General features: G+C 60.3%; 14 protein-coding genes. 5 read left to right on the forward strand and 9 right to left on the reverse strand.

The window, feature by feature from the left end:
• Window positions 1–122: 122 nt before the first annotated feature.
• Together D3878_RS07915 and D3878_RS24050 are read right to left on the reverse strand one after the other, a co-directional pair.
• The gene (locus D3878_RS07915; protein ID WP_119784967.1) at window positions 123–1,802 is read right to left on the reverse strand and encodes a peptide chain release factor 3; all 1,680 of its coding nucleotides are present in this window, start codon (window positions 1,800–1,802) and stop codon (window positions 123–125) included.
• 97 nt (window positions 1,803–1,899) lie between these two features.
• Window positions 1,900–2,355 carry a hypothetical protein gene (locus tag D3878_RS24050; RefSeq protein WP_119784968.1) on the reverse strand — a complete coding sequence of 152 codons (456 nt, stop codon included), beginning with the start codon at window positions 2,353–2,355 and terminating at the stop codon, window positions 1,900–1,902.
• Between the two features lie 298 nt (window positions 2,356–2,653).
• On the opposite strand from D3878_RS24050, the gene D3878_RS07925 reads away from it, so the two are divergent.
• The 3 genes from D3878_RS07925 to D3878_RS07935 all read left to right on the forward strand — a co-directional run bounded on the left by D3878_RS07925 (window position 2,654) and on the right by D3878_RS07935 (window position 5,249).
• A complete protein-coding gene (locus D3878_RS07925; protein ID WP_119784969.1) occupies window positions 2,654–3,481 on the forward strand; it encodes a DNA/RNA non-specific endonuclease in 828 nt (275 codons plus the stop codon).
• A gap of 4 nt (window positions 3,482–3,485) precedes the next feature.
• Window positions 3,486–3,734 carry a hypothetical protein gene (locus tag D3878_RS07930; RefSeq protein ID WP_119784970.1) on the forward strand — a complete coding sequence of 83 codons (249 nt, stop codon included), beginning with the start codon at window positions 3,486–3,488 and terminating at the stop codon, window positions 3,732–3,734.
• 126 nt (window positions 3,735–3,860) lie between these two features.
• Window positions 3,861–5,249 carry an OmpP1/FadL family transporter gene (locus D3878_RS07935; RefSeq protein ID WP_119784971.1) on the forward strand — a complete coding sequence of 463 codons (1,389 nt, stop codon included), beginning with the start codon at window positions 3,861–3,863 and terminating at the stop codon, window positions 5,247–5,249.
• Here the strand turns inward: D3878_RS07935 and D3878_RS07940 are convergent.
• The gene (locus D3878_RS07940; RefSeq protein WP_199688115.1) at window positions 5,246–5,917 is read right to left on the reverse strand and encodes a glycine-rich domain-containing protein; all 672 of its coding nucleotides are present in this window, start codon (window positions 5,915–5,917) and stop codon (window positions 5,246–5,248) included. The two genes, D3878_RS07935 and D3878_RS07940, sit on opposite strands and share 4 nt — an antisense overlap.
• Window positions 5,918–6,513: 596 nt before the next feature.
• On the opposite strand from D3878_RS07940, the gene D3878_RS07945 reads away from it, so the two are divergent.
• Window positions 6,514–6,828, forward strand: coding sequence for a DUF3303 domain-containing protein (locus D3878_RS07945; protein WP_119784972.1), 315 nt, complete (start codon window positions 6,514–6,516; stop codon window positions 6,826–6,828).
• A gap of 156 nt (window positions 6,829–6,984) precedes the next feature.
• Window positions 6,985–7,359 carry a hypothetical protein gene (locus D3878_RS07950; protein ID WP_119784973.1) on the forward strand — a complete coding sequence of 125 codons (375 nt, stop codon included), beginning with the start codon at window positions 6,985–6,987 and terminating at the stop codon, window positions 7,357–7,359.
• Between the two features lie 299 nt (window positions 7,360–7,658).
• On the opposite strand, the gene D3878_RS07955 is transcribed toward D3878_RS07950, so the two are convergent.
• From D3878_RS07955 to D3878_RS07980, 6 genes are all read right to left on the reverse strand, one after another.
• On the reverse strand, window positions 7,659–8,687 hold the full coding sequence (locus tag D3878_RS07955) for a tyrosine-type recombinase/integrase (RefSeq protein ID WP_119784974.1): 1,029 nt from the start codon (window positions 8,685–8,687) through the stop codon (window positions 7,659–7,661).
• A complete protein-coding gene (locus D3878_RS07960; RefSeq protein WP_119784975.1) occupies window positions 8,680–9,657 on the reverse strand; it encodes a tyrosine-type recombinase/integrase in 978 nt (325 codons plus the stop codon). Before D3878_RS07960 ends, D3878_RS07955 begins: the two co-directional genes overlap by 8 nt.
• Complete coding sequence (locus D3878_RS07965; RefSeq protein WP_119784976.1) at window positions 9,654–10,907, reverse strand: site-specific integrase; 1,254 nt, start codon at window positions 10,905–10,907, stop codon at window positions 9,654–9,656. Before D3878_RS07965 ends, D3878_RS07960 begins: the two co-directional genes overlap by 4 nt.
• Before the next feature lie 542 nt (window positions 10,908–11,449).
• Entirely contained in the window at window positions 11,450–12,247 is a 798-nt protein-coding gene (locus D3878_RS07970) for a sulfite exporter TauE/SafE family protein (RefSeq protein WP_147383908.1), read from the reverse strand.
• Window positions 12,248–12,320: 73 nt separating this feature from the next.
• A complete protein-coding gene (locus D3878_RS07975) occupies window positions 12,321–12,593 on the reverse strand; it encodes a hypothetical protein (protein WP_199688116.1) in 273 nt (90 codons plus the stop codon).
• Window positions 12,594–12,669: 76 nt separating this feature from the next.
• Window positions 12,670–13,209, reverse strand: coding sequence for a FixH family protein (locus D3878_RS07980; RefSeq protein WP_119784978.1), 540 nt, complete (start codon window positions 13,207–13,209; stop codon window positions 12,670–12,672).

Consider the following 13,209-nt stretch of genomic DNA (forward strand, 5'->3'; position numbering starts at 1 on the left):
GCTGGAAATAAAAAATAATGCCTAACCATGACGCAGTAACAACATGCGCCACGGTTAGGCATAACAAGATGGTATGAGTTCCCGATGTCTTGCGGAAAAATCAGACAGGGAATCAGCGACGATTATTCGAGCTTGACGGAATGCTCGCGCGTGGCGTGGAAGGTCAGTTGCGGCCAGCGCTCTTGCGTATGACGCAAGTTGACGCCCGATGTGGCCAGATAAGCCATATTTCCGGCGGCATCGAAAGCAATGTTATTGCCGGCAATCGATTTTTCAAATTCGGCCAGGGCTTTCTTGTCGTCGCAGGTAATCCAGCGCGCACTGCTGATGCTGGTGCCTTCGAATACCGCATCGACGCCATATTCGTTCAGCAAGCGGCTGGCAACCACCTCAAACTGCAGCACGCCGACCGCGCCCAGGATCAGGTCGCCGCCATGCACCGGCTTGAAGACCTGCACCGCGCCCTCCTCGCCCAGCTGCTGCAAACCCTTGTGCAATTGCTTGATCTTCAGCGGATTGCGAATCCGCACCGAACGGAAGAAATCCGGGGCGAAATAAGGAATGCCGGTGAACTGCAGCATTTCCCCTTCGGAAAAACTGTCGCCGATCTGCATGTTGCCATGGTTGGGCAAGCCGATGATATCGCCGGCAAAGGCTTCTTCCACCTGCTCCCGGCTTGACGCCATGAAGGTCACCACATTCGACACGCGAATGTCGCGATTGATGCGCAGGTGCTTGATTTTCATGCCGCGCTCAAAGCGCCCGGAACACACCCGCAGGAACGCGATGCGGTCGCGGTGGGCCGGGTCCATGTTGGCCTGGATCTTGAAGACGAAGCCGGAAAACGGCGTTTCCTGCGGCTCGACCGTGCGCACGGTGGCATCGCGCGGACGCGGCGCCGGCGCCCATTCCAGCAAGGCATCAAGGATTTCGCGCACGCCGAAGTTGTTGATGGCCGAGCCGAAGAAGACCGGCGTTTGCTTGCCGGCGAGATAAGCATCGAGATCAAAGGCGTGCGAGGCGCCATGCACCAGCTCGACTTCCATTTTCAATTGTTCGATTTCCAGCGGGAACATCTCTGCCAGACGCGGATTGTCGATACCCTTGACGACTTCAAAGGTCTGGTCGGCGCGCTCGCTGCCCGGGGCAAACAGCAGGATTTCATCGCGCAGCAAATGATAGACGCCGCGGAAGGTCTTGCCCATGCCGATCGGCCAGGTCACCGGCGCGCATTCGATCTGCAGCACCGACTCGACTTCATCGAGCAACTCCAGCGGATCGCGGGTTTCGCGGTCCATCTTGTTCATGAATGTCAGGATCGGCGTATTGCGCATGCGGCAGACGTTGAGCAGCTTGATGGTCTGCTCTTCCACGCCCTTGGCGGCGTCGATCGCCATCAGGGCCGAGTCGACCGCTGTCAGCACGCGATAGGTATCTTCCGAGAAATCCTGGTGGCCCGGGGTATCGAGCAGGTTGACCACGTGGTCACGGTATTCGAACTGCATCACCGAACTGGCCACGGAAATGCCGCGCTGCTTTTCGATTTCCATCCAGTCCGAAGTGGCGTGGCGGCCGCTCTTGCGGCCCTTGACGGTGCCGGCCAGCTGGATGGCGCCGGAAAACAGCAGCAGTTTTTCCGTCAGCGTGGTCTTGCCGGCGTCCGGGTGGGAAATGATGCCGAAAGTGCGGCGGCGCGTGACTTCGCGCGCAATCTGCGCAGCGCTGACGGTGCGCGTCGTTTCGGCCTGGGCCGAGGCAAGCTCGGGGGCATCTGCGCCTGGCAGATCGGAATCGGTAGACATGGGGCGGTAGTGCGCAAAACTCACAAGTCTACCGGCTCTTGGGCGCGGTGTCTAATGCCTTGACGACAAAGGGAAAATTCCTTGTCCGTATGTGCGCTCAACGCCCATGGCGACCGTGACCGCCGTCATGACCATGACCATGACCATGACCATGACCGTGACCGTGACCGTGACCATGACCATGACCGTGACCATGACCGTGACCATGACCGTGACCATGGTCATGCCGGTGACCATGACGGTGACCATGTCCATGGTGGTGACCGTGCCGGTGATGACGCCAGTCAGGCCCATACACGTAGCGCGGCGCCGGGGCGCCATAGTATTCACCGTAGCCCATCACCGGCACCGGCCGCTGGACCACCACCACGGGAGGCCTGTGGACAACCACCGGCGGCTGCACCACGACCGGCGCCGGATAGCCATAACCGCCGCCCGAACCGATATTCACCGACCAGTCGACATTGTCGCGCGCCATGGCGGCGGGGGTGACGACCATCAGGCTGGCGCCCAGAATGGCGGCGCCGGTAATCAGGGAATAGAATTTGTTCATGTCTGGCTCCTAGGGGGGCGAATGTTTCGTTGGTTGCTGTACACTCTATTTAACTTCACGCCCTCGCTGGCAACCAGTCCTTGCACAGTAAATATTGAAACAATTTGTATCCGTCGCGTCTTCCTCCGATGCTCCGATTTACGCTTGCACAAAAAAAAAGCCCGCAGTGCTTGCGCAACGCGGGCCAAAACAACTCCAGGGGGAGTGTATTGAAGGATCAGATGTCATCGTAAGCCAATCCCCAAGCAAGTATTTGCGATTACGCAAATTTCCATCAGTTTAGATTTTTTACACCGTTATGTTGAAGTCAAGAATTATTCTGCTTGGCCTGTTGCTGGTTGCCAGCCAGGCTTTCAGCCGCCCCCTTGATCCCGATTGCGCCACCCACTTTGCCGATGGCACTGTGCCCGAGCTTGTCGCGGAAAAGTTGCGGCCGCAAACCCGCACCCTTTGTTTCGAAAATTTTGCCGTACTGCATTCGGGTGTTTCGCGCACACCGCTGTGGTCAGCCGAATATCTCACGGCGCCTCGACTGGGCCAGGCGCGGATGCTGAAACGCAAAAATACCTACCATGAAGAAAAACAATTGCCCTTCTGGCAGCGCGCCGAACTGGAGGATTATGTACGCTCCGGCTTCGACCGCGGTCATTTGAGCCCGTCGGGCGACATGGCGACCGACCAGGCGCAACATGAAAGTTTTTCATTGGCCAATATCATTCCGCAACATCGGAAAAACAACCAGATCCTGTGGGAAGGGATCGAATACAGCACGCGCGAACTCGTGTTCGAGCGCGGCGCATTGTATGTCATCACCGGCCCGATCTTCGAAGGCGAAGAATTGCAACGGCTCAATGGCCGGGTGCTTGTGCCGACGCATGTTTTCAAGGCAATATACGATCCAGCCAGGGGCGAGGCCGGGGCTTATGTCGCCGTCAATGCGGCAGGGCTGGAATACCAGGAGCTCAGCATCGATGCCCTGGAAAAACGCATCGGCATCAAGCTTTTTCCCCGCATGCGCGCCAGCGTGAAGACGGCCGGCATGCAACTGCCGCCGCCGCAGCCGTACAAATACCGCAGCCGCGGCAAACCCATGCCCGTCGCCGGGTCCAATCCATCCATGAGGTAAAGCCATGACGCAATTGCAGCCATTTCAGGACGAAGCAACGGTACTGACGCTGGACCAGATGACGCTGGAAAACCGCCTGGATCGCATCGAGATGTATGGCAGCTTGCAAATTACCCGCGACAAAGCGGGCCTGGCGCTGGCGCAGGAATTGAAGCAATTGATCGATGCCACGATAGCGGCGCTGGAGGGGGCCGAATTACCAGAGAAAATTGCTCTCAAGCCGCTCGACAAGGTGGCCAATCCTTTCAAGTGAGCCGGGCAAGCCCCCCACGCCGCCCCGGACCAAGATCATTGACCCGGCACAAGGTTCCATCCAGTTGCTCTTTTATCATCGTGCAGCGAAACCGAAGTCCACACGATGGCGACACAGGAGATTGCGATGGGCACTAGCGATGCAAGATTCAGCGGCGCCTTGCGCAGGAAAAGCACCACCCTGCCCCTGATGGGCGCGATCCTGCTGCTGCTTGGGTCATTCGGGCCAGTTGTGCCGGTTGGCACCGCGCACGCGAGCGGTTTTGCACTCAATGAAATGAGCGCAGCCGGCGTCGCCAATGCCCATGCCGGCGGCGCCGCGGCAGCCGAAGATCTCGGCACCATCTATTTCAACCCGGCGGGCTTGTCGCGCATGTCCGGCCAACAATTCATGCTGGTCGGCTCCGCCATCCGGACCTCCTCCAAATTCAGCAACGCCGGCTCCCTCTCCGCGCTCGGCACTGCGGCAAGCGGCGGCAGCAGCGACGATGCCGGCGGCTGGGCGGCGGTGCCCGCCGTGTATTTTGCGATGGATATCGCACCGCAGCTGCGCTTTGGCATTGGCCTGCAATCGCCGTTTGGCCTGAAGACCGACTACGACGCCGGCTGGGTCGGCCGCTACCAGGCGCTGAAATCGGACATGAAATCCGTCAACATCAACCCCGCGCTGTCATACAAGCTGAGTGACGCCGTCGCGCTCGGCGCCGGCATCAGTGCGCAATACGTCAATGTCGAACTGTCCCGGGCCATCGACTTCGGCACGGTTTGCGTCGCCAGCCTTGGCCCCGGCGCCTGCGCACCGCTGGGTTTGCTGCCACAAGCCAGCGATGGCAAGGCGACCGTCAAAGGCAATGACTGGGGTTTCGGCTTCAACCTCGGCGTGCTGTTGACGCCGAACGAGGCGACGCGCATCGGCATCGCCTATCGCTCCCGCATCAGGCACACACTGTCCGGTGACGCCAGCTACGACAAGCCGGCTGGCCTGCCAGCCCCGCTGGCCGCCGCACCCACCTTCACCAACAGCGGCGTCAGCGCCGACGTGACGCTGCCGGAGTCATTGAGCGTGAGCGGCCACTTCGATCTCAATCCGCGCTGGACGGTGATGGGCGATGTGAGCTGGATGCGCTGGAGCCGTTTCCAGGAATTGCGGATACGTTTTGCCAACGGCGCAGCCGACAGCGTGACGCCTGAACAATGGCGCAACACGGTGCGCATTGCAGTCGCGGCGAATTATCGCTACAACGATGCCTGGAAACTACGCGCCGGCCTCGCCTACGATCCAACGCCCCTGGAAGAGCAGTTCCGCACGCCGCGCATCCCCGACGCCGACCGCACCTGGCTCGGCTTCGGTGCGCAGTTCAAGCCAACGCCGCAGGATGCCTGGGATTTCGGCTATGCCCATCTGTTCATCAAGGATGGCGCCATCGACAAGACGGAAACCGGCGCCGGCAGGCTCATAGGTAACTATGACAGCAAGGTTGATATCCTGAGCGTGCAGTACAGCCGGAGTTTCTAGTCACCGCCACCGCCACATCCGCCGCCACCGTCGCCGCAGCCATCACTGCCGCTGGAACAACCGTCAGCCGACGAGGAGCCGCCGCACCCGCTGCCGCAACCAATGTGCGAAGCACAGTAATCGGCGCCGGACTGGCAGTTCAGCGCGTAGCGATAGCCATCAGGGATTGCCAGCATGGCGTCCATCGCGAATAACAGCGGCAGTCTTGCGGGACTCTTGGGATCGATGCCTTCTCGTTTACAGGACAGCCGCCATGCACGCTTGATGCCGTGCTGGGCCTGTGTTGGCGTGCGCATCGCCTCGGACGGCGTGTGATGCAGGTAACGTCCCAGGGTCGTGCGGCAGAAATGATGGTACAGCCGGGTGAAAAGAATGAACTCATGCCAGGCCACGTCGACCACTTTGCTGGGCATGGAAACCATGTGCCGCTCGGCAATGGCGGAGATGTGGAAGTATTCACGCAAGCCGTTCATGACCGTGGCGGTCTGGGCATCGGTGAGGTGGGGGTATGCATCCTTGAGCTTATTCGCAATCGATGGCGGAAATACGAACTGGCTGATCCGTTCGGCTTTCGTATTGCCTGCGCGTTTGCGCAAAAGCAGAAAGGCGGCTGTGGCGGCGAGCATCAAGGATAGTGACAACATGAGCATGGTTGTGACCTCGTTCATTCTGGCGCAGCGGAAAGAGTGGACTGATTCCTGCCTCGTCAAGCCAGACTAATCGATCAGTTTCCTGAATTGTCGGATGAGACCATATACGAGTCAGATGTATAAATTGTGATTTTATCTGAAAGGATGTGTCAGATTACCGTTACGTAGGCCCAAGTTCGACCCGTTGCAGCCGGTCAGCCAGATTTCATGACTGGCTGCTTTGCAAGCGAAAGCAGTCGGTCAATTCCAAGATGGACAGGCAAGAGCCGGCCAAAACCGGACCTTGATGAAAGTCATGGGAGCCTGATGTTTATTAGCTCAAAGTAGGTAGGGTATACCGTGTCAGATTAAGTTGAAACGACGGCAATGATGAATGCCATTAATCGGCCATAAGCGGGCGGTGATGAAGAAATTCATCAGAGTACTCAAATTGCAGCCAAGGTGACCGAGAATATAGATAGGATGCAAAGTAACCGTGAGGTGCTGCTTTTCACGAAAATTTAATACTGCATGAATGTATAGTACCGTGCTCGAAAAACCAGTTTACAAGCGACTCTTAGGCGATTTCATGTTCCGAAATTAAGGCGATTTCAAGTCAATCGAGGAGGATGCCGATGAAGTACATGATCAGCTGGTTCGAACGCCCGCAAGGTTCGCCTACAGAGTACGAGAATGCCCAGAAGCGAATACTTGATGTGTTCGGTCAATGGAAGGCGCCCGCCAATTTCAAGATCGAATTGTTCGTAGTGCGAGTCGGCGAGTGGGGTGGGCATATGTTGGTAGACTGCGACGATCCGCTGGCCGTTCACAAAGTTTGTTCGACCTGGCCTGCTTTCGAATTCCAGGCACGACCCGTGATTGCCGTCGAAGACGCTGTCCGCGTCGAACTCGAGGCTATTGCCTGGCGAGATGGACTGCAACCCAAGTGATAGTAGCCATCGCCTTCGGCATCGGCCAGACCGCGGGCTAACCCCTCGCTTAACCAGATGGCCAGCGGCCTGCTGCCACTGGCCGCCGGTTAGCTCGAACGTTGGGCGGCGTCTATGTCGGAGGACAAGAATCACAGTACCAGAAAGGAGATGCACATGGCATACCAAGGTAAGATTCAGCTCATCTACGTCATCGTTGCTCCGCCGGATCAAGCGGATGAAGGTGATCGTCTTTTTCGAAGCCATGGACCATGGATGGAGGCTACGCATCACCGCGACGGAGAAAAGGCTCTTTTGAGCTACAACGTTTCTAAGGCGCCAGAGCTTTCCAACCCCATGGATCCCGACTCCGCTCCCACCGGAAACACCTGCTTCATCCTGAGCGAGATCTACGAGACAGACGCTGGTGTGGCCGACCACTTCCAGATGTCCGAATCAAGTTGGCAGGACTTCCCAGCCCTCGTCAAGTGGATGGAGAAATGCACGGTCACGGGACTGCCGGCGGCTCCGATCATCAACTCGCTCTGGTGAACGTGGGATGGAGGGCTCGATTCGGCGTGTCTACCTCAACGTCTATGACTCGATTGAGAAGCACAAGATTTGATGGCCCGCCTAACAACGGCATGCAGCGGACGACGCTTCGCGCCGCCGCTGATGCCGAACGTTGAGCGTCCGCTTTTGCGAAGCACGATAGTCAGTTTCGGGTCGCTATGTAGAGGTTTACATAGCGACCCCTATGCGCAGATCGCAACTATGCGCAGGTGACATGCGAATGATGGCGCCGGCCCCTGTTGCGGTGGGCGTTGGGGTCCGGAGCTTTCTACGCATAGTTACAGCGTCTGCAAGAATCGCATGAGCGAGTCCGGCGCCCGGAACCGACGCATGCTGGTATCGGGCGGCGCCAGCCGGGCGAGCGCTTTTTCCTTCATGGAGAGATCGGCCTCGACGTAGCGGTGGGTCGTAGTTGCACTCTCGTGCCCGAGCCACAGTGCGATCACATTGAACGGCACGCCGGACTGCAGCAGATGCATCGCCGTGGTGTGTCGCAGCGTGTGCGGCGAGACCCGCTTCTTGAGGATGCTGGGCTCTTGAGTTGACGCGCGGGCGACGGCAAGGTCCAGACGCTGCGCGACGTTGGATCTTGACATCGCACGCCCGTCTCGGTTGGGCAGCAATGCTGCCTCGCCACGCAACGTCGGATTAAGACGTAGCCAAGCCCGGATCTCAAGGAGTGTAGTCTTCCACAGGGGCACTGATCGCTGCTTGCGCCCTTTGCCCTGTAGATGGACGCAGGCGGCGCCTTCAAGCACAACGTCGATGACACGCACGCCGATGATCTCCGAAACCCGCGCGCCGGTGTTGTAGAGCATGGCCAACAGCAGATGGTCACGCTGCGAAGACCAACTCGACCCGGGTTGCCCTAGCACCGCAATCATTTCCTCACGCGTGAGAAAGCCCAGCATTGGCCGCTCGAAGCGCTTCATCGGGACGGCCAGTGTTCGCTCGACAACGTGTAGTGAGTCCACGTCGCGCCGGCCGGCGAACTTCAGGAACGCGCGTAATGCGGTGAGCCTCAGATTGCGACTGCGAATCGCGTTGTGTCGCTCGTGCTCCAAATGGTCCAAGAACGCCATGATCAGATCGGGTTGAATGTCGTCCAATTTCATGGCCGTCGGCGCCTTGCCCAGCTTGTGACTGGCGAAGTCCAGGAACAGCATCAATGCATCTCGGTAGCAGGCTACCGTGCGCGGACTGACCGCGCGCTGCGCGACCAGATACTCGGTGAAGAACTGCTGGACCAGGGAGGGGAACGACGGCGGCTTCGGTGCAATGGCCTTGAATGCGGTGGATTTACGCATCTGAAACCTCCGACCGAGGCATGAATGACTCAAAGCGTCCGGCAGCCAATGCCATTAACTCCGGCACCGCTGAGAGGTACCAATAGGTATTGGTCACCATCGCATGTCCGACGTAAGTCGATAGCGACAACATCGCCTGATCGATGTCTACCCCCTGCGCCTGCCACAGCACAATGCGGCGCACTACGAATGTGTGCCGCAGATCGTGGATGCGCGGGGCGTGGTGAGTCCCACGGTTGCGCCAGCCCAACTGCTGGCGAAGTTCGGCGAATACGCGATGCACCTGGCGGTCGCCCAGTGGCAGTCCCCGCCTCCGACCTCGCGTGCCTATGAAGAATGGTGCATCGCCCTGCGCGGACTCACCGGCCAGGTCGCGCATGCAGCGATAGCGCCGCAGCGCTTCCACGGTGCTTGGGTGCATGGGCACCTGGCGCGACTTGCCGAACTTGGTCTGATGAATGGAGAGCATCTCGCGCTGGAGATCGACGTCTTCGTTGTGCAGCGACAGCGCCTCGGAGATCCGCAGCCCAGTGCAGGCGATCAGACCGAACAGCGTTTCAAAGATGACACCGCGCAGCCCTGGCGTCGGCCCGAGCCGTCGCGCGGCGGCCAGCAGATCGATGATCTCATGCTCGTTATAGATGTGCGGTGCCTGCCGCTCGGGCAGGCGGCCGAAGATCGCGTCGTCTGGGACCTCGGTTCGCGGCTCGAACTGCTGCAGCCAGCGCGTGAACGAACGTAGGTTCTTCAGCCGGCGCGCCCAGGTGCGCGGGTCACTGCTGCCGTGGCTGTCGCACCGCGCCCAGTCGGCCATGACTTCCACGGTCAGTGGCCCGCAGTGACCGGCGTCCTGGATATGGCGCGCGAAGCTGCGCAAGGCATAGCCCGGGGTGCGCACGGAGAAGCCCAAGCGGCGACGCTCGGCCAGATAGCGCTCGACGCGCGCTTGCAGGGATGTGGTCGCGCTCATGCTGCGCTCCCCGGCCACGGCAGCGCCACATCGACAAGCTTGCGGCTATCGAGCTTGGCGTAGATTAGCGTGGTGTTCAGCGATCGGTGGCGCAATACGTCGGCCACCTCTTTGAGGGAAGAGCCGCCTGCCAGCAGCCGGTTGGCCATCGTGTGGCGCAGCAAATGCGAGCGCGTGTAGGGCAGCCCGGTGCGCGCGAAGGCCTGGCGGATCGTCTTGCGCACGAGGTCGGGGCCGATGGGCTGATCGCGCGGTGCCACATGGCGCACGAAGACGGCACGATTGCGCGTCTTGGGGCGTTCGTGTTTCAGGTAAGCCGCGATCGCCTCGCCGGTGGTCGCCGGCAGTGGCAGCACATCTTCGCGACGACCCTTGGTGTGACGTAGTGTGATCGTGCCGGCGCGCCAGTCGATGTCATCGAGGCTGATACGGGCGATCTCACCACTTCGAAGCCCGAGATCCATGGCGCAGCGCACGATGGCGTCGGCGCGCCTCATGGAGCGGCCCGGTCTGCCAAGCGAGCCGACCAACTGCTCGACTTCCTCGGCAGTGAGGGTCTTGGGAAGCGATGCCAACTGCCAGTTGGCAGGGTAGGACACCGCGCCGATCAACCCGTGCACCGCGTCGCCAAGCGATGCGCGATAGCGGAAGTACCCGCGCAGTGCCGAGATCACCGTGCCGGCGTTTGCCGGCTTGCGGTAGAGCTTGGCTTGTTGCGCGAAGAAGCGGCGAACATGGTCGGGCTTGATCGCTGCAATGTCGATGGCGCCGTCGCCAAAGCGAGAGGCCAGCAGCCGCCCCACGATACGCAAGGCGATGTCGCGGGTCTTGGGCGCCAGGCCGCGCACATGGTCCATGTACTCCTCGTAGCAGAGCAGTTCCTCATCCACCGGTGTCGTCCTCATCATTGGCGGAGCAACCACACCCTGAGCGCGCAAAACAACCAGAAGATGGCCCAGCGCGGCGCTCAGATTGCGTCGGTCGCAGTGAACTGGGCCGGTACAGTGGCATCGCGGAAGATGATCGTCAAGAAACTCGGCGACGACTGTCTCGTCGATGCGTTGGACGCGCAGACGGCGACCGTGAACCCATTGAGCAAAGTGGGCAACGCTGCGCACGCAGTTGGCAAACGTGGTCGCAGCGTAGCCGCAGTCAGTCAGGTACTGCTTAAACGCGTCAACGTGAGGCGCGAGAGGTCCCGTCGCGAGCCAGTCGGTACGGGTGAATCGAGATGATCGGGTGTTTCCCATGGTGGTCTCCTGAAGTGGAGCCACCACTGCACTCTGATCCGGAAACTATGTCCAGATCTACGCTGATCGACCTCGCCAAATGCCACGCCACGATTGAATCGGCAAAGTTCTACCAGGACGACCTGCGCATAGTTGCGATCTGCGCATAGGGGTCGGCTGCAGCAATTGGCGAATCAAGTATGACTGACCGGAATCAGCCTTGGATTCAACCAGTCATTCGGACATTTCGGTCGAATGACGACTCCTGGCCGTTTGCAGAAAAGAGATGCTGGCCCACGCGGACGTAAAAGGCCCCAAGTCACTTTGATAGTGAAACTCCACTTGCCTCAAACAGTTGGTTCAGAATTTCGCACACCAATTCCAAGGTGCCTAGCACTTGGTTGTGCAACATAGTGCTACCGTGCGCGTAAGAATTCCGAATGCCCGGAAGCACGACAACAATATGTCTTTCAGGAAAGACAGTATAACCACATTCCGCAGCCGCTCCCTCATAAATATGGGAGAAACGCAGGGAAAATGCAGCTATACAGCCCTATCTGGACTCAATGCACCGGAGTGATACAAAACAGCGGAGAAATCGCGGAAGGATCAGTGAGGTGAAACAGGCCATACACGCCAAAGCCGAGCAGCGCCAGCGCGCCGACTGCCTTCGCCACCAGCGGCAAGCGCCGCCCATGCAGCCATTGCCCGGCGCCCTGCGCGACCAATATATGCGGCAAGGCCGCCAGGCCGAACACCAGCATCAGCGCCGCGCCCGACCAGGCGTCGCCTGACAACAGCGCAAACGGCAGCACGCCATACAGCAAGCCGCACGGCAGGCCGCCCCAGGCCATGCCGGTCAGGAAGGGATGGCGCCCGGCTTGTGCCGCCGGCGAAAACCGCGCCGGCACCAGCGCCGCCAGCCTGCCGCCGAAGCGCGACAGCGCGCCTTCCAGCGGCGCGTAACCCACCAACCGCAAGCCAAGCCAGATCAGCGCCAGGTTGCCGAACACGAACAGCGCGGTATGCACCGGCATGATGGGCTTGAGCAGCAAGCCGGCCGCACCCAGCAAGCCGACCACCGCCCCCAGCAAACCGTAGGTGGAAATCCTGCCCGCATGCAGTAGGGCCGCATGGCGCCAACCGGCGGCCGCAGGCTGCGAGGCGCAGGCCGAAAACGTACGGATGGAGGTCGTCACGGCCGGCGCCGGCATGATGGGAATGGTGCGCCCACTATCCTGCCCCTGTCGGCGTCCAGCCGAGCCCAGCATGGTCGCCATGCCGCCGCACATGCCGGCGCAATGGATGCCGCCCAGGAGTCCGGCGGTGGCGACTGCGGTAATCAGGGGAAGGTTCAGCATGATGGGAAAGCTGCAGCCGCCCCGCGGCACGGTCCGTGGCAGCGATAGTCAGGCGGCATGACCGTATGGCGGCTTACGTCGGTTCGGCGCCGGCCAGCAGCAGCGCCGTCAGGGCGCTGGAAATCGCGCCCAGGAACCAGAACAGGAAAAATCCGACGGTATAGGTGCCGAGCTGGCTCAGGTGCACCTGGCTGTCGAGCAGCACCAGCTCGACCGGATCCACCAGGCTGAACAGCACGCCGCTGGAGACGCACGCCATCAGGAAGGATGACCACAGGATTGCCATGACGAGGCGCGGCAGGTGTCCCTCTTTGCGTGTAGGTGCTGCGGTATGGCTGGCATTCATTTGGTCTCCCCGTGTCACAAATGGCTTGCGATCTAAAATGTTGTGCGTCCATTGTATGCATGGCTGACGGGATTGATCAACCGGCCGGCTTGATCGTCACGGCAGCATGGATCGGCCCGTACCAGCCGGATGTCAGGCGCCAGTCGCCGCCATCCAGATTGACCTGCCACAGGAACGCGGCATTGGCATCCAGCGCAGCCGGCCAATCCAGCTTGCCGCGATAGACGCCGGCGCCGGCCTGCAGCAGATTCGCCTTGAGTACGATTTCTTCGGTGCCCTCGCCGGCCGGGCGCGAGAGGCGCAAGGCCAGGGTCGGCGGCAGCGAGCCCTGCCCGCTCAGCCGCAAGCTGACCGCACGGGTGGATTCATCGATCTGCAGCCCGGCTTCCAGGCCGCGTTCGCGTGCCGCCATGTCGCGCCGGATGTCGACGTTGATCGCCAGGCCGCGCTTGTAGTAATCCGGCGCGATCACATGGTCGGCGCCCTTGTACGCCAGGAAGGCCAGGTAGAAGCTGGCCACGATGACAATCGCAGGGCCGCCGATCACCAGCAGCATCCAGGGCTCCTGGTACCAGTGCTTTTGCTGCGGCTTTTCCGTGGTGAATATCGATTCCAT

The sequence above is a fragment of the Noviherbaspirillum sedimenti genome, from assembly GCF_003590835.1.
GTDB lineage: Bacteria > Pseudomonadota > Gammaproteobacteria > Burkholderiales > Burkholderiaceae_D > Paucimonas > Paucimonas sedimenti.